The sequence below is a fragment of the Fimbriimonas sp. LA-C6 genome, from assembly GCF_055398105.1.
In genome coordinates this window covers 4,010,061-4,029,055 of sequence record NZ_AP038796.1, presented here as the reverse complement: position 1 = coordinate 4,029,055, position 18,995 = coordinate 4,010,061, and the positions used below count along the sequence as shown (strand labels likewise).

Sequence of the window (18,995 nt, the reverse complement as noted above, 5' to 3'; positions counted from 1 at the left end):
AAACATCCCACTGGAAATGTGTCGAATAAACGCATCTTCCAACGCGACAGTATCCAGGTTAAACAAAAATGAAACCTTCAAAATTTGAGGTTCTGTTCGAGAGACATCCGAACAATCCAATCCTGACCGCGGACATGTGGCCCTATCCCGTTCACTCTATCTTCAACCCCGGCGCAGTAAGGCTCCCAGATGGAACCACCCTTCTGCTGTGTCGAGCAGAAGATAGACGTGGAATCTCGCACCTCTGCGCGGCTCGGTCAGCCAACGGTATCGACGGCTGGGTCATCGACAAACAACCCACGCTCGCACCCGATCCCATCGACCACCCCGAAGAACTTTGGGGCATCGAAGACCCGCGTATCACGTACATGCCCGACATGGACAAGTACCTGATCACCTACACCGCCTTCGGCAAGTCCGGCCCTGGCGTGGCCCTCGCATCCACCACGGACTTCGTCAACTTCGAACGGTACGGCCTCATCATGCAACCGGACGACAAAGACGCAGCCATCCTTCCCCGCCGCATCAACGGCAACTACACCCTGATCCACCGCCCCGTCTCCGATATGGGAGCCCACATGTGGATCTCGTACTCGCCAGACTTAACCAACTGGGGCGGCCACAAACTTCTCCTCCCCGCAAGACGTGGAGCCTGGTGGGACGCCAACAAAATCGGGCTCTCACCCCCTCCTATCGAGACCGAAAAAGGCTGGCTCGTGCTGTACCACGGCGTAAGGCACCACGCCTCGGGCTCACTCTATAGACTCGGCCTCGCCCTCTTCGACCTGGAAAACCCAGAGGTCTGTCTCTCAAGAGGACAGTCTTGGATCTTCGGCCCCGAAGAACAGTACGAGATCGTAGGCGACGTCTCCAACGCGGTCTTCCCCTGCGGCTACACCGTGCTCGACGATGGCGACACCATTCACATGTACTACGGCGCCGCAGACACCTCCATATGTCTCGCCACGGGCAGCATCAAACACCTCCTGCAATGGCTTGAGAAAGACGGAACCGAGTTCACCGGCGTAGCCGGCCAACTCGCAGAACGAATCCAGCTCAACTCACCCATATGAATCCCCAATTCCTAGGGCACACCGCTGCCCTAGGAATCTCAGAAACCTGTTAGTAACCCGTCATTTACCAGGTACTTAGCGTATAGTCAGCTTAATGATTACCGCTTTTGTGGCCACAATGCTCTTCACCGCCCAACCCGCGTGGGTTCTCGGGCCGTTCACCAAAGCCGATGCCGCAAACCCTGTGCTCTGGCCCCAAAAGCGACTCCCCTTCAACTGCCCCATGCGCAAAGGGCCCGTCAACTGGGAAGAGAACGACGTCTTCAATCCAGCCGCAGCCATCAAAGACGGCAAGCTCATCCTCCTCTACCGCGCCGAAGACAAACTGAAAGAAGGACTTGTCTCAGGCCAACGCACATCCCGCGTCGGATACGCCGAAAGCTCCGATGGACGCACCTTCGCACGAGACAAATTCCCTGTCCTATACCCCTCACAAGATCTTTACAAGCAGTACGAGTGGGAAGGTGGCTGCGAAGACCCACGCATCGTCCAATCCCCCGACGGCACCTGGGTTCTCACCTACACCGGCTGGGACCGCAAAACCGCCCGCCTCTGCGCAGCAACCTCACGCGATCTCAAACATTGGAAAAAACACGGCCCCGTCTTCACCGGTCCAGCCAGAGACGTCTGGTCCAAGTCCGGCAGCATCGTCACCAAACTCACCAACGGCAAACTCGTCGCCACCAAAATCCAAGGCAAATACTGGATGTACTACGGCGAAGGTGACCTCAGCATCGCCACCTCAACCGACCTCACCCACTGGTCCCCCGTCGTCGACAAATCCGGCAGCCTCGTCAAAGTCCTCCACAAACGCAAAGGCATGTTCGACAGCGAACTGGTTGAGCCAGGCCCCCCAGCCCTCCTCACCCAACACGGCATCGTCCTCCTCTACAACTGCAAAAACAGCGCCACCGAAGGAGACAAAACCCTAGCTCCAGGAACCTACGCCCCCAGCCAAGCCCTCTTCTCCCCAACCAACCCCACCAAGCTCATCGCCCGCCTCAACACCCCCTTCATGAAGCCCGACCGCAACTACGAAATCGACGGCCAAGTCAACCACGTCTGCTTCATAGAAGGCCTAGTCCCCTTCAAAGGCAAATGGATGCTCTACTACGGAACCGCCGACTCCCGAATCGCCCTCACCACCGCACCTCTCAAGTAACTAATCCGTCACAATCTGAAACGCCTTCGGACCAACCGTTCGAGTCAAATACACATCAATAATCGTCGTCTTATCAGCCTGAATAAACTGAGAAACCCGCTCAGGGGCCACTTCAATCTCAACAGGCACATACTTGGCGTTCTGCGTAAGGCTCTCCTCCGCATCCACATGAATCGTAAACCCATTCACACGACTCAAAAGATCAACCCGCTGATTGCCGTCCCAAGTGTTCAGCCTCAAGAAGTAAGTTAAACAGTTCGGCGTCACCCGATTCTTGTGAGTGTCCTCAACGAGGTCACTAAACGGCCCGGCAGGCTCGCCCCCACTGTTGGCATTGAAGTAGATCGAGAAGTCCGAAACCGGATTCCGATTCTGATCCCAAATCCGAAACACAATCATCGCATGCGTATCGAAGAAATTCGGCATGCTGTACCGATGCAACAGCACCATCCCCTGCTGATTCTCCTGATCCACCTCATCACGCGATAGCTTCAGTTCCGCAGCAAACGAATCGATCGCCCCCGCCATCCCAGCGCGGTCCGTGCTAAAAGCCGTCTTCAGAAGCCGCAACATCTGCGCCTCATTGTTCGCGCCATTCATAATGGCGGTCTCATCATTCACCGGAGGCAGACTCAAAGTAGGAGCACCCACATGCGAAGTCGATTTCACAATCGCAAAAGGCTTGGGAGCAGGCACCTCCACGCTCCAATCGTAGTGGCCATTCGAATCCGAATCTAAATCCGAAACGTCGTTAATGGTCCTAACACCAGCAGCCCCGTCCACATCTCCTGCAGCCTTCTGAATCGTCACGTAAATGTAGTTCAAGTTCCCCGCAGGCACGCGAACCGTATCATCCGACCCGTCCTCCTTAATCTCAGGAATCGGTGCCAACAGAAAAATCAACGAAGGCTGACTCCCAATCGCAAGAAACTCCAAAGGCCCTTTGTCGCCCGCAGCCGCAATCTTCCGATCAACCTCCAACTGCATGTCAATGGTCCAACTTGCCCCCAACTCCAGAGCCTGCAACACCTTCTGCCCCACGCCCGTCCCAGCCTGAAAATGCCGAAACCACTTGGCCAGAAGCGACTGCCCAACCACCGCAACCGCACTCCCAAAGTTCGCCCCCGCCAGATGAACAATCCGCTTAATGGGACAAGGCTTGGAAGAGTCCCAATACCGCCGCAGCCAAGCCCGAGTCACCAGCGCCCCCGTGCTGTGAATCACCACATTGAAACCAGAATCGAGCAGATGCTCGTAAGCGGGGGAACGTAAAGCATTGTCCAACCCCTGAGCAATATCCTCAATGGACAGCCCGTCATCCAAAGACAACCACCGCGAAAGGTCGATCTCCACCACATCCAGCCCAAGAGACCGCAACCGATCCACCAGCCCGCCATAAATGTCCCGAATATTCAGCCGTAACTGATCTGGATCATCCGAATCCCGCCCCTCGGCGCTGTATCCATGAATAAGCAGTACTGGTTCCACAGCACCGATCCTACTAAATCACCGCCCACATATCAAGGACCATAAAGGGAGCTTCAAGACACCCATCAAACTAACTTCAATAAAATTACACGAGAACAACTAAACCTTTTGTCAAAACTCACGCGTCTGTAGTGTGCATGTCTGAAGCCCCTCCTCCACAGCAGTTCGCAAACTACCCTCGCGGCCAATCCGCCGCCCACTACGGCACCCCCGAAAAGCTGCGTGCCCTCCATGAAGGCGATTCAGGCCTCAACCAAGCGTTCGTACTCAACGTCGTCCTTGCAATGGGTCAGAGCTATTTCGTCAGAAGAGCGAACTCATTTGAAGAAGTTTTGGGCATCTACGCAGCAATGATTATCCTAATGGCAGCGGTGACTTATCCGCTCAATAAGAAAATCGGGATAGGCAAAGATTGGCCACCTTCTTCATCCATCATCGCCTCAGTCTTTTTGGGATTAAGCTCAATCCTGTGCTGTGGGGCCATCGGCACCATCGTCATGCAGCAAATCACAAGCACGGAAATCAAGAAATACGGCGTCAAACGAAGCCTCTTCAGATACCGCAAACAAGATATCGAAGCAGCCATCCAAAAAATGCAACAACCAACCGTCCCACCCACCGTCTAAAAATGGATACGCCTCCAGAACAGTTCGCTGCCTACCCGCGCAACAACCTACACACCTACGGAACTCCCGAGAAGCTGCAAGCCCTGTCCGATGGCTACTTCTCGCTCGTACCCGCGTTTGTGTTAACCGTTATCTGCACCATCATGTCGTCGAGCACCCGCTCTGAAAGCACATCCGTCGCCTATCTCTTAGGTCAACTGATGGGGTTCGGCTTCATGGCAACAATCGTCGCTTACTTCCCTACCAAGAAGATCGGACTCGACATGAACTGGAGCTCCACCAAAGTCGTGCTTTGTTCCTTCATGGGAGGTTTTCTAGGACTCATCGGTTACGGCATCCTCCAACACATCGCAGATAAAGAGATCAAGAAATACGGAGTGAAACGCGGCACCTTAGGCTTCCAAAGAAAAGACGTCAAAGAGACCATAGCCCAAATGAAACAAGCCGCCGCCCCTCCCCCTTACGTGATGTAGCAAACAACATGGAAGACCCAAATGAGTTGTATGCAGCCTATCCACGGACCATCGGAAACAACTACGGATCCGTGGATAAGCTCCGCTCGTTAAGCAACGGCTACTTCGGGCTATACAGAGTCTTCTTAGTAAACATAGCCCTAGCTATCGTCCTAGACCGACTGCACGCTTGGGATCTCCAAACCAGATTCTTCACCGTCCCTTTGCTGCTCGCATCGGTATCCATCGGACTCCTCAGCTATCCGAAAATGAAGCAACTCGGCTACGCGCTTGGATGGGGTCGATTTGAGCCTGCCTTAGCCTCTGCGTTCCTAGGTCTCCACTCCATCTTCTGTCTGGGCCTCATCAGCTACGCCATCATCCAGCTCTCAGCATCCAGCGAACTCAAACGCTACGGCATCCAAAAAGAGTTCTTCGTCTACCGTAAAAAATCAGTCGACGAAGCAATGAAAGCCATGCGCGAATTGCGAAGCAACCCCTCAGGCGTCCCGGACAAGACATAATCAGACATGGATCCCGACCCGCGTAGTCGCCACCTCCGCTTCATCATCCGCGGACTTCTTATCGGATTCATCGTGGGACTTGTCCTCAGCGGAGTAACAGCCTTCCCGCTCGCCCAGGAACTCAACCTGCTCACCCACTGGCTAGGCATAATGCCAGACGCCACCCCAGACCAATACACCGGCCTCACCAGTTGGATCGTCCAAGTCCGCAATGCCGTCACCCTAACCGACGCCAAATACCCGTTCCTTGCCTACGGAACCGACTGGCTAGCATTCGGACACCTCGTCATCGCTCTTGCCTTCATCGGCCCGCTCAAAGACCCTGTCCGCAACGTCTGGGTCATCCAATGGGCGTTCATGGCATGCGTCGCAGTCCTCCCGCTCGCCCTCATCTGCGGCCCCATCCGAGGCATCCCGCTCTCCTGGCAACTCATCGACTGCTCTTTCGGTGTAGTAGGCATCATCCCACTCACAATCTGCCTTAGAGCCATTAAGGAACTCGAACAGAGACAGTACACTCAAACAAGTGCAAGCGTTTAACCTGCAGCTTTTCCGTGCCATCAACGGATGGTCCCAAGACGCGGCCCCCTTCTGGCGCTTCTTCAGCGAAGCCGCCAACTACACCTGGATGAAGCTGCTCCTTGCCGCAATGACCATCGGCATGATCGTCGCCAAAGGAAAGCCCAGAACCGCTGCCATCATCGCCCTACTTTCAGTAGGTCTGGGAAACCTGTTCACTGACTTCTGGAAGCATGGCCTCCCTATGCACCGTCCCTTCCAAGAACTCAACGACGTCCTGCTCCGCGCAGGCGAATCCCCCAGTTTCGGCACCGCCTCGGCCCACAGCGCCAACATGGCGGCCGTCGCCTTCGTCTTCTGCTACCACCTCAAATGGTGGGGCACCCCATGGGTGGTGGTCGCCCTCCTCACCGGCATCTCGCGAGTCTACGTAGGCGTACACTATCCCTACCAAGTCCTCCTGGGCTGGACAACCGGCGTTGTCGCCGCCCTCCTAGTGACTAAGTCCTGGGAACTCATCAAGAAGCGTCGCGCCGATGTTATAACGAGTAATGGACCTCAACAGCCCACAGCAGAGCAACACTAAGAGCCTAAAACCACACCAAGTGGCGCTGCTCACGGCCTCCGCCGTCTCCATCGTTCTGATGTGGATCCCATTCGCACGTGAAGTCCTACTCCCCATCACCTACCTCAACACGTTCATCCACGAGTTCTGGCACGCCTTTGCAGCAACAATCACAGGCGGGCAAGCCTCATATATCAAAGTGTTTAGAAATGGAGAAGGAGTGACCTTTACCCGCGATGGAGTCGAGATACTCATCTGCTCAGCGGGCTACCTTGGCGCAGCACTCACCGGAGCCGCGATGATCTACTTCGGACGCACTCCCGAAAAAGCAAAAGCAGCCCTGCTTGCAATGGGAACACTCCTGCTAGGCTCCATGCTCATCTGGGTACGGGGCGACGCAATCGGAGTCATCGCGGGTCTGCTCTGGCTCCCCATCCTCTTCGGCTGCGCCCTCAAGCTCAAGAATTCAGCCCTACTCTTCGCCTGCCAATTTCTAGGAGTCCAGCAGTGCCTTAACTCGCTGAACTCCATTTACGATCTCGTCCAGATAACCGCCAGCTCAAACAGAGAAAGCGACGCGTTGATCCTGGAGCACATCACAAAAGTGCCCGCAATGCTGTGGGCACTCGCTTGGAGCTTATGTGGACTAGCGCTGGTTATATCTGCGGTTCGGAAGGCTTGGAGCCAGTAGAAGGTTTGTCGCCAGGTCGAATCACATCCAACGCATCCGTCACACCCACGTGACCAGATTCCATCGGCTTGCCACCGGCCTCAATCATCACCTTGTCCACATCAGGAAACTGGCCAAACGCAGTCTGCAAAGCCTTGTAAAACTTGCTCTCCAGCCCGCTACCCATCGTGTCCTCACCAACGGCCGAGTTAAAGCCCACAATCGCCGTGTGGTCGCGAAGATCAACGCCCAACACCCGGAAGTTATCCAACTTCAAAGCCTTCACCACGGACTCCGCAGCAAAAACCATGGGCTTGGTTCCGGCAGGTACAGGAACCTTGGAAGCGGATAGCGACACAGAATCACCCGAGGACTCAACCAACCAAATACTCTCAGTGGCACTGGTCTCGCTCGCCTTGCGAACACCACTCTCCGGCGCAGGACTGTTTTTCACAGGCTCCTGAACCCGAAGATCACCCGAAACCCGTTGCGCACTTGGCGTGGTCTTCACATACCAAGCCAGCGATCCCGCACCCAGCGCACCCACAAGGAAGAGCGCGAAAACGGCCTTCCCACTGGAAGACTTACTCATGACTGTTCTTATCTCCTAAATAAACTCGGAGGGCACGCACTACGGCCTGCCCCACCGCCTCGCGAAACTCCTGCGAGTTCATACGTTTACGGTCCGTGGCATTGGATATAAATCCAAGCTCAACTAACACTGCTGGCATGTGGGCATTTCTCAAAACGGATAGTCCAGATTTATGGAGGCTCGTGTCCTGATGAACACCCCCACCTCTCAGCTTACTGACGCGCACAATCTCCGTTTGGATGCACTCACCCAGCAACTTTGAGACTCCATCCCCACTGTGATAGAAAGTCATCGTCCCATTACTAGTGGAATTGTCCATCGAGTTAATGTGAAATGAGATGAACAAGTCCGATTTCGCCTTGATCGCAATCTCATTCCGCATCAACAAGTCAGTCCCCAAATCATAACTGAGCTGTGTATCGGTCTTGCGAGTGAGAATCACCGTAGCCCCAGCCTCTGCAAGCCGCTGAGCCACAATCTTGCCTACCGCAAGCGTCATGTTCTTCTCAAGCAACCCACCACCAGGCGCACCCGTGAACTTACCGCCATGACCGGGGTCGATGGTAATAATCTTCCCAGCAAGCTTCCCATCACCCACATTGGGTTTGAAAAGGTTGATCACAAACTTCGAGCCATCCCGAGAAAGCTCCGCCCCCATCGCCCGAGTTAAGTGCAAAGTCAAAAGAGTCGATTCCCCTTCCTGCGTCACCTCAGTCTTCTCAACCGCCTCTGTGCCCAGCTTAAACTCGGCGGGCAAAGTAAATGCCGTCCCGGGAATCACCACCTGCAACGTCCCAGGGTCCGACTTTCTAAAAGTAACACCTGAGATCACCTGGTCAAAATTCAGCCCGATACTCGTCGTGGTCTTCGTGTCGGCATTCACCATAATCGGCAAAATGCCCGAAACACCAGAGCTCTGAGGAACCACGGCAGCAGGCTCCGGCGCCTTCTCCGGCTTCAAAACCGTCTCAACATCCGCAGACCGCTTTGCCTCTAGAACAATCTCGCGGGATGGCTTCAGAAGATCCTTAGGAAGCTCCGGAACAAACGGCGTCGGAAACGAGATCCGGACGACGTTGGTTCGATACTGAAAAGCCTTCGCACCTACAGGTAAGGAGAGTTTGGTGCTGGACTTCAGACGCACGCCCACCAGGTCCACCATGGTCCGTCCTGGGTCAGTCAAATAAAACGTAAACGGCTTGATCGGCAACGGAGCTTTGGCTTCAAGCTGGAACGACTTCACGGAGAGCTCGTTCAGCACCGAATAAACACTCAAAGTGTCATTCGCACTCTGCCACTCGGACTCACCGCCAAGAAGCGTAATCGCCTTGCGTAGAGGAAGCGTGCGTCGATTATTGACGCTACGGATCGGAATGGTGATGGTCTTCCCATCGACTTCCACTTTCGCCTCAGAAGCAGTCGGAGAAATCTTCCAACCCCAAGTCTCCGCGTTCTCGATGGGTACAAAGCACTCATCGCCCAACCTAAATGCAGGCTGAGGAACCGTTTCTTGGTGCAGGTAGAGAACGTCCGCGCTTCGCACTTGAGCGACCGCAGAACCCGTTAGTGCCATCCATGGAACCAGTACGAGTAATTTTGTTTTCATCCTAAGGGTTGAACTCAGTGTACACGGCAGATCATAATAAGCAAGTTAACTTTTCTTGCACTACGCAAGATTCTGTTTAACTTTCAATTCGGGCGGTTAGCTCAGTTGGTAGAGCACCTCGCTTACACCGAGGCTGTCGGGGGTTCGAGTCCCTCACCGCCCACCACCGATTGATATCCCCAGAACGCTCCCCGTCGCCCACGGAACCGTTCCCTTCTACCAGGATACATCGGCCTAAACCCACAGGATTCTCATCCCACCCTCCAATACCCGACGCCCCAATCCACAAGTTCCCCGCACATCACCTGGCAACTGGCATTGATAGACAAGGCCGAGACACCCAACACCACGTCCGAAAGCCCTGGAAGAGCGACATAGGCCTGGGAAAGCGCAGCTTTACAACCAGGGGCGGGTGCTGCGAACGCAGCACATAGGCGGGATCGAAACAGTCCCTTCCTTCATAAGACAATGCATCAAACTTTGAACTCAGGTCACGACAAATCCGTAGCCCCGAATGGGGCGCTCCGTGCCAGCGAAGGACAAGCGAAAGCGCAGTCCTGGTACCAAGACTCGCAATCCCCAAGTGCTGTATGCACGCTCCCAAAAGCCCTGAAGGGGCGAAACATACAAGCCTAGGTCGGAGCGAAGCGCAGGCCTAGGAAAGCGCAGCTTTATGAAAGGGGTGGGGTGCTGCGAATGCAGCACTTGGGCGGGAACCATCACTGTCCCTTCCTCATCATCAGTCTTCAAATAAAGACCAATCGCCCAAATACAAAACCTCTTCCTCTAACGAAACCCCAAACTTCTCGCGGACCGTGTACTTGGCAGTCTGAGCAAGGCGCCGGATCTCGGTTGCGCTGGCATTCCCTACGTTCAAAATGAAGTTCGCATGGCGCGTCCCCAGCATCGCGCCGCCCTGTCGGTAGCCCTTGAGACCGGCCTCCTCAATCAAGTACCCAGCAGGCACCACACCCGCCTTCTTCAAAGACTCAGGCAGAGTAGCCAGCCGGCCCGCTAACTCCCCATCGTTCACGTTCTTAAAGAAGCTCCCGGCGCTGGCACTTGGGGGTTGCTTCCCGATCCGTTGCCGCTGATACTCGCGCGCCTCGTCGTAGATCTTCTTACTCTCGCCACTCGGTAGCTTCATCCGGGCCCGCAAGATCGTCGCCTGAACTGGCGTCGCACTCCGAAGCTTGCTGTCCCGATATGAAAACTCCATCCAAGCAGGATCCACCCACTGTCGGCGACCTTCAGAAACAATCTCAAGCTCAGTCAAAAACTCGCTGATGTTGCTCCGATACGCCCCCGCGTTGCTCACAAGTGCTCCCCCAACCGTCCCAGGAATCCCAACCGCAAACTCAAGACCCCGCAGCCCAGCCTGTGCCGTCTTCAGAAACAGCTCCTGAAAAGCGCAACCAGAATCCACCGTCAGGTCCCCACTCGACTCGATCTCAAGAGATGAAGCTTGGTTCAAAACCACCAGCCCAGGCACGCCACGATCACTCGGTAGCACATTGCTTCCCCACCCCAAGATCGTCTGGCACAACCCCGACCCTTGGGCATAAAGAGAGGCCTCAGCCAACTCATCCACCGTCCGAACGCGCACAAACTGCTCGGCATCACCGCCCGCCTTCAAGGTGGTGAACAGACGTAAGGAAACGTCTCGCTCAACTGGCAGACTAAGCACCTGGCACCAAAACGTAAGGCTTCTTCGGAGTCGAAATGCTGGGGTCGATCAAATACTCTGGGACAAACGCTTCAGCCGAAACAGGCTGCAACTGCCCTAGAAGACCTGCGAACCCGCTCGCCTTTGGATACTCCTCGCCGCCCTCGAACCCAAATCCAACCACCGGGCCATCGGGAAGCACGGTACTCCGAAACGGAGCCTCACCGGGAACGCGAATAAACCACTCGTTCTTCTTACTGGGTACCACGCTCGTCACCGTTGTCGAAAGCAGGTCAAAGCAGTTCGCGCCAGCACATGGCTTGCCATAAAGCCAACCAAAACTCTTGGCCAAAACAATGCCAACACGAACGCCTGTAAAACTTCCTGGGCCGGTGTCGGCAAGAAACATCGTCACCTGGTCCAAGCTCAGGCCAGACTCACTGAGCATCTCCAAACAGGCCCCACTCGCAGCCCTGGGAGAGACCTTCTCACGGGAGAAAACGATCTCTCCACTCGCATCGATAAACGCGATGCTAGCCAACGGACTGGAGGTGCTGAAAGCGAGAATCACGGGGCTGGCTCGATACTCAACGACTGCAACAGACTCAGAAGCAGCTTCTTTTCAGACTCAAAATCCTTCAACTTGGTCGAAGGTCGGCAGCGCAAGGTGATGTAAAAGTCGTCCGTCTTCACCAGCCCTTCCACCGTCCGAAGGTCTTCATTCTTGCCCGACTTCCCAGTGCGCCAAACACTCGCAACGGTCATCCCAGCCGCATTGAGGTGAACTACTGGATCCTCTCTCAGATCCACCACGCTGTAATCGTTCAGCGTCTCGCTAGTCAGCTTGGCCAAAGCAACCGCAGGAGCATCCGAGTCGCCGTTCCAATACAACCGCAACTCCACAGCATACGGCAGGTTCTTGTGGCTCATCTTCCAATTGCCGTTCGTATCCTTCGTCGCTGTCCACCCCTCAGGGAACCTCAACACTGTATTTCGGTTTGAGATAGTGATCGGCAACTGCTGCTTCGCCTTCACCACCGTGGTCTTGTTCGTATCGACCGAGATGACGCTCTTCTTAGGTGGTTCGGGCGTCACGACAGGCACTACACCCGGTTTCTGCTCCTTGGGAAGGTTGTTGTCCAGAGTCCGGAGCGTCTCCATGCTCTTGGTAAACTCGTACTCGGCCTTATCAAAATCGTTGGAGGGACCGGCCAGCCGGAACAGGAACTTATAAGGCGTGCTCGTATAGAGCAGCCCAGTAAGAGCCGTTTTCGAAACACCATCTTCACTATAAGCAATTCGAGTGAGCAGCATAGGCACACCCAAAATCTCTTGCTGATACTGCTTCTGAACCTCGCGTTTCAGGGTTCGATTAGCATCCACCTGAATCTGTTGCCAAGACTCAGGCGAACCAGCAAACTCAGCGCGTACCACCGTCAACTCCGCTTCAGAAGAGGAGTTGACAATGGGCACGCGGAAGCTAACAACATCACCCTCGGAGCTTCCCTTCTTTGGCTTCTTCTTCTTCGTGACTTTCTTGATCACGGTCCAGGTCTTGGGGTGGCTAAACTCCAAGCCAGTTTTAGGGTCGGAATACTTCTCGGTCACGTCTTGACCGTGTACTCCAAGAATAAGGCTCGCCAGGATGAGTGTCTTCATAGGTTCATTTCACAAGACGATCAGGCGTGCACAACAGCTTCAACTGGTAGGGCAGATGCCTCAAAGCTTGCCAGTGCAGCTTGCACCGCGTCTTTCTCTTGGTCAGTCAACTCGACCAGCGGAAGTCGAACTGATTGGCAGTCAAACCCCTTGGAGCTGGTGAGATATTTGATAGGCACAGGGCTCGGCGCGCTGAACACAGCCTTCACCACCGGCATCAGTGCATGATGAATCGCTTTGGCCTCTGCCGGATTGCTCTGGAACACGGAGATCATGCGCTTGAAGTGCGCACCGACCACGTGCGCCGAAACGCTCACCAAACCGTGTCCACCTAGACTCAAAATAGGCAATGCCAAGGCATCGTCTCCGCTGTAAACGCGGAACCCTTCCGGTGCCTGACCGCATACATCAGAGATCTGCCCCACGTTCCCGCTCGCTTCCTTAACCGCCACAATGTTCGGAATCTCAGCTAGGCGCAAGAGTGTTGGGGTCTCTAGGTTGATGGCTGCGCGCGGCATGATGTTGTACAACATCACTGGCAAACCAGTCTCGCGTGCAATGGTGCTGAAGTGCGCGTACAGCCCCTGCTGACCTGGTCGGTTGTAGTAGGGGTTGACCAGCATGATGCCGTGGGCACCGCGCTTTTCGCCTTCGCGGGTCATGTGGATGCTCTCTTCTGTGTTGTAAGAGCCAGCACCAAAAATAACAGCTGCCCGGTCTCCGACAGCATCGAGGACCACTTCGAGAAGTTTAAGTTTCTCCGCCTCGGAAAGTGTCGGCGACTCGCCTGTGGTGCCATTTACTACAATGCCATCGTTCTTTTGAACGTCGACCAAGTAAGAGGCCAGACGGGCTGCCTCGTCAAAGTTCACGGATCCGTCGTTGTTAAACGGTGTGAGCTGAGCCGTCAGAAGCGTGCCCCAATCTCGGGGGCCGAAGAATGCGCCCATATCCATAAGGGTACCGTCTCCGCGAACCCGATGGGGTCCATTGGGGAACGGAATCGCGAATAGTTCCTCCTTCCTATGCCCGCCTAACATCTACCGTTTCTGTTGATGGTTGATGTTGTGCGAATTTTTCGGAATTTGGGAAATTTTTTGGGATGTTCGGTTTTCAGAGGTCGTTTGGGGGTGTTCCTTGATTGGGATGTTACGGGACAGTTTTTTTTGGGGTGGGGCTTTGGGCTGGGTTTGAATCTGGGGATGGGGTGGTTTTTGGGGGTTGGGGTGGATGAGTTGGGGGGTTGGATTGGGGGTTGGAGAGGGCGTGCTGGGTGAAAAATAGTACTAAAATTTGGTGTTTTTTGGGCGTTTTTTTGGGTTTTTCTTGGTTTTGGGGCGGTTTTGGCGAGGGGTGAAAGTGGGTGGCAATTTGGGGGGATGTCGGTAATAATGGACCGATGGTAGAGGCTGTGCTTGTTAGTTTTGTCTGGGGAGTTTTGAAACCTCATTTGGTGGAGCTTGCGGGGTCTTTGGGCGGGAAGGTCCTTGAGGGGGCGGCTTCGGAGACGGGTAAGCAGGTCCCGGGTTTGGTGAGCAAGGTTTGGGGGTTGGTGCGCGGGAAGGTCGAAGAGAGTCCAGCGGCTTTGGAAGCGGTGCGTGACCTTGCCGAGTCTCCTGGGGATGAGGATTATGAGCGGGCTTTGGTTGGGCGGCTGAAGAAGCTTCTGGAACAGAACCCGGAGATTGCTTCTCAGCTAGAGGCGCTGCGACAAGAAGGGGATGTTTCGGCGGGCGCCGGGTCGGTGGCTTTTGGGCATGGTGCTCACCACAATGCGGTGGTGATGGGCGACGTGGGTGGCGATTTGAATATCAAGGTTTAGTCGGGCTTTATGGACTCATCCCAAGTAAATAAACCGGGCATTTCCGTTGGCGATCATGCAACTGGGGTTGCCGTTGTTCAGGGCGGTGTGCGTGATGTGCATTTCCATGCTGCGCCTGTACGATCGAGCTTGCATCAGCTTCGTGCGCCTTTGGGTGACTTTGTGGGGCGGGTTGGAGAGATTGAGAGGCTTATGGCGGCGCTTCAGCAGGATGGGGCTGTTGGGGTTACTGGCATCAACGGGATGGGTGGGATTGGGAAGACTCAGCTCGCTTTGGTTGTTGCCAATCGGCTGAAGGACGTGTATCCCGATGGCCAGCTTTTCCTTGATATGAAGGGGACTGATGAGCATCCGCTTTCAGCTGAGGATGCGCTGAGGTGGTGTATTTGGGCTTTTGATGAGTCGGCTAAGAAGCTACCGGATGACCTTGAGAGTTTGAAGTCTTCGTATTTGGCGCGGCTTCATGGGAAGCGGGTTTTGGTTGTTTTGGACAACGCGCTGGATTACGCTCAGATTGAAGCTTTGCGTCCGTCTGAGGGATGTGGGCTGTTGGTGACTTCTCGGCGTGTGATCGGCGGGGTCACTGTGGTGCGGTTGGATCAGTTGCGTCCGGAAGAGGCACTTGCGCTTTTGAGTGAGCTTGCGCCGCGTGTGTCGCCAGAGGTGGGAGCGCGGATTTGCCAGTTGTGCGGCCATCTACCACTGGCTATTCGGGCTGCGGGGAGTTTGTTGGGCGGGACTCAGTCTTTGGAGCCTGAGGATTATGAGCAAGAGCTGCTTGATGAGACGACGCGGCTGGAGGCGATCGGGGCAGAGGGGGTCGCCAATGGCGTTGAGGCGACGCTTCGGTTGAGCTATCAACGGCTGAGCAGCCCGCAGCAGCAACTGTTTCGGTGGCTTTCGGTGTTCCCTGGAAGCTTTGCCTCGAAGGCCGAGGCCGCAGTGTGTCTGGATGAGCGCAACAAGGGGATTCAGGAGCTTGAACGGCTGAGTTTGGTGGAGTTTGACAGTGTCGCCAAAAGATATCGGCTGCACGATTTGGTTCGATTGTTCAGTAAGGGTTTTGAGGATGCGTCCAGGTTTGAGGCGGAGCTTCGGCATGCACGACACTATGCGGAGGTTTTGGCTGAAGCGGAAAGGCTGTACATCAGTGGGCACGACGGCGTGATGGCTGGTATCGAGCTTTCCAAGTTGGAACTTGAGAATAGCGAGGTTGCGCAGGCGTGGTGTGCGCAGAACTATCAGATCAGCGAGGAGATTGCAAACATGTGCAAGGAGTACGCGCTCAATGCCGTGGATCTGATCGACTTGTTGTTCCACACAGAAAGGGTGATTCGCTGGCTTCATGATGGTCTTGATGCGGCGCGTATGATTCAAGATCGGATCGGTGAGGCTGCATTGCTTGGCAACCTAGGAGTTGCTTATTCCGACCTCGGTGATGTTCGCAAGGCAATTGAGTACTACGAACAATCTCTGGTGATCTGCAAACAGACAGGCGACATCCGGGGAGAAGGAAATGCCCTGAACAACCTGGGATTGGCTTATTCCGCCCTGGGTGATGTTCGCAAGGCGATTGAGTACTACGAACAATCTCTGGTGATCTACAGACAGACAGGAGACATCCGGGGAGAAGGACAAACCCTGAACAACCTAGGATTGGCTTATTCCGACCTCGGTGATGTTCGCAAGGCGATTGAGTACTACGAACAATCTCTGGTGATCAAGAGACAGAGAGGCGACGTCCGTGGAGAAGGAGCTACCCTGAACAACCTAGGGTTGGCTTATTCCAACCTCGGTGATGTTCGCAAGGCGATTGAGTACTACGAACAATCTCTGGTGATCTGCAGACAGACAGGCGACATCCGGGGAGAAGGACAAACCCTGGGCAACCTAGGAAATGCTTATTACAACCTGGGGGATGTTCGCAAGGCGATTGAGTACTACGAACAAGATCTAGCGATCTGCAAACAGACAGGCGACATCCGGGGAGAAGGAAATACCCTGGGCAACCTAGGAAATGCTTATTACAACCTGGGGGATGTTCGCAAGGCGATTGAGTACTACGAACAATCTCTGGTGATCAAGAGACAGAGAGGCGACGTCCGTGGAGAAGGAGCTACCCTGAACAACCTAGGGTTGGCTTATTCCAACCTCGGTGATGTTCGCAAGGCGATTGAGTACTACGAACAATCTCTGGTGATCTGCAAACAGACAGGCGACGTCCGTGGAGAAGGAGCTACCCTGAACAACCTAGGGTTGGCTTATTCCAACCTCGGTGATGTTCGCAAGGCAATTGAGTACTACGAACAATCTCTGGTGATCTGCAAAGAGACAGGCGACATCCGGGGAGAAGGACAAACCCTGAACAACCTTGGATTAGCTTATTCCAACCTCGGTGATGTTCGCAAGGCAATTGAGTACTACGAACAATCTCTGGTGATCTGTCGACAGACAGGCGACATCCGGGGAGAAGGACAAACCCTGGGCAACCTAGGAAATGCTTATTCCCACCTGGGGGATGTTCGCAAGGCGATTGAGTACTACCAACAAGATCTAGCGATCTGTCGACAGACAGGCGACATCCGTGGAGAAGGACAAACCCTGGGCAACCTAGGAAATGCCTATTACAACCTGGGGGATGTTCGCAAGGCGATTGAGTACTACGAACAATCTCTGGTGATCAAGAGACAGACAGGCGACGTCCGTGGAGAAGGGAATACCCTGGGCAACCTAGGAGTTGCTTATTCCGACCTCGGTGATGTTCGCAAGGCAATTGAGTACTACGAACAATCTCTGGTGATCTTTAGACAGACAGGCGACATCCGTGGAGAAGGAGCTACCCTGAACAACCTAGGAAATGCTTATTCCAAACTGGGTGATGTTCGCAAGGCGATTGAGTACTACGAACAATCTCTGGTGATCTGTAGACAGACAGGCGACATCCGGGGAGAAGGACAAACCCTGGGCAACCTAGGAATTGCTTATTCCAACCTGGGTGATGTTCGCAAGGCCATTGACTTCTATGAGAAATCATACGGGATATTCGTTCGGATAGAAGATCCGAATGCACCAAGGGTGTTGGCTATGCTTGAGAATCTACGTTCGAGCCTTTAGACGTAGGGTCTCGCAGACTTTGCAAGCAAGTATCACTTATCTTAGCTACGTCCCGATCCTAGGTCATATGGCAACCTCGCGGCAGTAGATAGGTGAGTTCGGCGCATTGCGCTGGGGCGAGGGGTTTGGTGTGTTTAGAAGTGCAGCTTAGTCCGTACGCCATTTCCCCGATAAATGGTGTACGGACCGTGCTGCATTTGGTTCTTTTAGGAAGAAGTCAGGTTTTGCTTAGCGTTTTTTACTGAGCATCGCCTGAGTACAGTCTTGAGAAGACGTTCTGGCCGTTTGCTACCTTGATTTCGTAGAGTCGGCTTAACTCGACCGATACTGCGTGACCATCTGTGGCAGCGTATGAGGCCTGTCCTTTTGGTAGGCTGCCGTCGCCTGCACTACAGGTTTTTCCGCCGTTAAACGATCCTGAGGCGTTCTTTCTGGGCCAAGGACCGGCGACGAACTTTGCAGTCCATGGCTTCACTGCTGCTGGACTGCAGCCGCCCGTTGGGAGGGATACAGATCCTGATCCGCTTCCTAGAAATCCTAGGTCGAATGCGCCGCCATCTGCGACCATGACTACATCGGCTACGCGAGCGATTCCTGAGCTCGTGATGGACGGGATGCCGTAACCGCCTTCGATTGCGTAACCAAAAGGTCCATCGACTAACGCGGTTCCGATTGATCCGGGGCCGTCAAAGGCGTAAGTCGAAGCGGCGCCTTGTCCCATGGATGAAGCTGTTGGAGCGACTCCATAGTAGTAGTAGCGATCCGTATCCGACGTTGGGTTCGACTCTAGTGGAGAGGCGTAAATGTTTCGGTTCTTGGTGTATGGGAACACTAGTTCTTGCCAAGGCATGAACGGAGCGCCCGTAGGTGAGACAGCCCCTTGGCGAACGGTGAGGGGGAATGCGTCGTCGGAGTCGTTTGCGTATTGGATGTTTGCTAAGGCTAACTGCTTAATATTGCTGAGGTTTGCTGAAGCTTTAGCCGCAGTCTTTGCCTGACTGAAGACCGGGAAAAGGATCGCGGCGAGGATTGCAATGATTGCGATGACTACGAGTAACTCGATAAGTGTAAATGCGCCGGATTGTCGTTTGTATGCGATAGATTTTGTCATGTATTACTGATCCCTTACGAGACGATTCTTTATTCATGTCTCGATTGAGTAAGACGACGGGCGTAAAACACGATTAGTTCAAGATGTAATGATTGAATATAGAATTAAATGCCTTGTAACTATATGTGTCGGTTTACTTAGTATCGTTGTTTAATGCTTTACTTAACCGTGTTTCTCTTTAGGTAAGTCTTCTTGGACAAGACCATTTCGTTTTGGTATCTAGGAGACGGTGTGGCAATGGGAAATAGATCGAGGCTGGGCATAGGTAGATTGACGTGATTCTTAGGATGAGGACCAGTGCGAGGTGCTTGGGGTTTTGTTTGTTTTTCAGGTCAACTTGCAGCGC

18 protein-coding genes and 1 tRNA gene are annotated in these 18,995 nt (G+C 54.3%); 11 read left to right on the top strand and 8 right to left on the bottom strand.

The window, feature by feature from the left end:
• Positions 1-68: 68 nt before the first annotated feature.
• On the top strand, positions 69-1,073 hold the full coding sequence (locus tag ACZ51B_RS18550) for a glycoside hydrolase family 130 protein (RefSeq protein WP_464294829.1): 1,005 nt from the start codon (positions 69-71) through the stop codon (positions 1,071-1,073).
• A 94-nt stretch (positions 1,074-1,167) separates the two neighbouring features.
• The gene (locus ACZ51B_RS18545) at positions 1,168-2,235 is read left to right on the top strand and encodes a glycoside hydrolase family 130 protein (protein ID WP_464294828.1); all 1,068 of its coding nucleotides are present in this window, start codon (positions 1,168-1,170) and stop codon (positions 2,233-2,235) included.
• On the opposite strand, the gene ACZ51B_RS18540 is transcribed toward ACZ51B_RS18545, so the two are convergent.
• On the bottom strand, positions 2,236-3,723 hold the full coding sequence (locus ACZ51B_RS18540; RefSeq protein WP_464294827.1) for an esterase/lipase family protein: 1,488 nt from the start codon (positions 3,721-3,723) through the stop codon (positions 2,236-2,238). It abuts the gene before it with no gap.
• Positions 3,724-3,860: 137 nt separating this feature from the next.
• On the opposite strand from ACZ51B_RS18540, the gene ACZ51B_RS18535 reads away from it, so the two are divergent.
• From ACZ51B_RS18535 to ACZ51B_RS18510, 6 genes are read left to right on the top strand one after another with little or no spacing between them, the layout of a single operon-like run.
• Positions 3,861-4,349, top strand: a complete 489-nt coding sequence (locus ACZ51B_RS18535; protein WP_464294826.1) for a hypothetical protein — start codon at positions 3,861-3,863, stop codon at positions 4,347-4,349.
• A 2-nt stretch (positions 4,350-4,351) separates the two neighbouring features.
• Complete coding sequence (locus ACZ51B_RS18530; RefSeq protein ID WP_464294825.1) at positions 4,352-4,822, top strand: hypothetical protein; 471 nt, start codon at positions 4,352-4,354, stop codon at positions 4,820-4,822.
• Between the two features lie 8 nt (positions 4,823-4,830).
• Positions 4,831-5,325, top strand: coding sequence for a hypothetical protein (locus ACZ51B_RS18525; RefSeq protein WP_464294824.1), 495 nt, complete (start codon positions 4,831-4,833; stop codon positions 5,323-5,325).
• Between the two features lie 6 nt (positions 5,326-5,331).
• Positions 5,332-5,865: a hypothetical protein gene (locus tag ACZ51B_RS18520; RefSeq protein WP_464294823.1), complete on the top strand. Its 534-nt coding sequence runs from the start codon at positions 5,332-5,334 to the stop codon at positions 5,863-5,865.
• Positions 5,852-6,430 (top strand): phosphatase PAP2 family protein, encoded by a 579-nt coding sequence (locus tag ACZ51B_RS18515; protein WP_464294822.1) that lies wholly within the window; start codon positions 5,852-5,854, stop codon positions 6,428-6,430. The genes ACZ51B_RS18520 and ACZ51B_RS18515 overlap by 14 nt, the downstream gene beginning before the upstream one ends.
• On the top strand, positions 6,396-7,100 hold the full coding sequence (locus ACZ51B_RS18510; protein ID WP_464294821.1) for a M50 family metallopeptidase: 705 nt from the start codon (positions 6,396-6,398) through the stop codon (positions 7,098-7,100). Before ACZ51B_RS18515 ends, ACZ51B_RS18510 begins: the two co-directional genes overlap by 35 nt.
• Here the strand turns inward: ACZ51B_RS18510 and ACZ51B_RS18505 are convergent.
• Positions 7,066-7,671 carry a hypothetical protein gene (locus tag ACZ51B_RS18505; RefSeq protein WP_464294820.1) on the bottom strand — a complete coding sequence of 202 codons (606 nt, stop codon included), beginning with the start codon at positions 7,669-7,671 and terminating at the stop codon, positions 7,066-7,068. The genes ACZ51B_RS18510 and ACZ51B_RS18505 overlap by 35 nt on opposite strands.
• The gene (locus ACZ51B_RS18500) at positions 7,664-9,277 is read right to left on the bottom strand and encodes an N-acetylmuramoyl-L-alanine amidase family protein (RefSeq protein ID WP_464294819.1); all 1,614 of its coding nucleotides are present in this window, start codon (positions 9,275-9,277) and stop codon (positions 7,664-7,666) included. Before ACZ51B_RS18500 ends, ACZ51B_RS18505 begins: the two co-directional genes overlap by 8 nt.
• Before the next feature lie 90 nt (positions 9,278-9,367).
• On the opposite strand from ACZ51B_RS18500, the gene ACZ51B_RS18495 reads away from it, so the two are divergent.
• Positions 9,368-9,443 (top strand) — tRNA-Val (locus ACZ51B_RS18495).
• A gap of 573 nt (positions 9,444-10,016) precedes the next feature.
• Here the strand turns inward: ACZ51B_RS18495 and murB are convergent.
• Genes murB through dapA form a run of 4 tightly spaced genes read right to left on the bottom strand, consistent with a single transcriptional unit; the run spans position 10,017 to position 13,558 of the window.
• The gene (gene murB / locus ACZ51B_RS18490) at positions 10,017-10,964 is read right to left on the bottom strand and encodes a UDP-N-acetylmuramate dehydrogenase (protein ID WP_464294818.1); all 948 of its coding nucleotides are present in this window, start codon (positions 10,962-10,964) and stop codon (positions 10,017-10,019) included.
• Positions 10,957-11,514, bottom strand: a complete 558-nt coding sequence (tsaB, locus tag ACZ51B_RS18485; RefSeq protein WP_464294817.1) for a tRNA (adenosine(37)-N6)-threonylcarbamoyltransferase complex dimerization subunit type 1 TsaB — start codon at positions 11,512-11,514, stop codon at positions 10,957-10,959. Before tsaB ends, murB begins: the two co-directional genes overlap by 8 nt.
• Entirely contained in the window at positions 11,511-12,602 is a 1,092-nt protein-coding gene (locus ACZ51B_RS18480) for a hypothetical protein (protein WP_464294816.1), read from the bottom strand. Before ACZ51B_RS18480 ends, tsaB begins: the two co-directional genes overlap by 4 nt.
• A 20-nt stretch (positions 12,603-12,622) precedes the next feature.
• Complete coding sequence (gene dapA / locus ACZ51B_RS18475; RefSeq protein ID WP_464294815.1) at positions 12,623-13,558, bottom strand: 4-hydroxy-tetrahydrodipicolinate synthase; 936 nt, start codon at positions 13,556-13,558, stop codon at positions 12,623-12,625.
• 443 nt (positions 13,559-14,001) lie between these two features.
• Here dapA and ACZ51B_RS18470 point away from each other — a divergent pair, with 443 nt between their 5' ends.
• Both ACZ51B_RS18470 and ACZ51B_RS18465 read left to right on the top strand, forming a co-directional pair.
• Entirely contained in the window at positions 14,002-14,424 is a 423-nt protein-coding gene (locus ACZ51B_RS18470; protein ID WP_464294814.1) for a hypothetical protein, read from the top strand.
• 9 nt (positions 14,425-14,433) lie between these two features.
• Positions 14,434-17,538, top strand: coding sequence for a tetratricopeptide repeat protein (locus ACZ51B_RS18465; protein ID WP_464294813.1), 3,105 nt, complete (start codon positions 14,434-14,436; stop codon positions 17,536-17,538).
• 238 nt (positions 17,539-17,776) lie between these two features.
• Here the strand turns inward: ACZ51B_RS18465 and ACZ51B_RS18460 are convergent, their stop codons facing one another.
• A complete protein-coding gene (locus tag ACZ51B_RS18460; protein ID WP_464294812.1) occupies positions 17,777-18,649 on the bottom strand; it encodes a type II secretion system protein in 873 nt (290 codons plus the stop codon).
• Positions 18,650-18,995 lie beyond the last annotated feature (346 nt).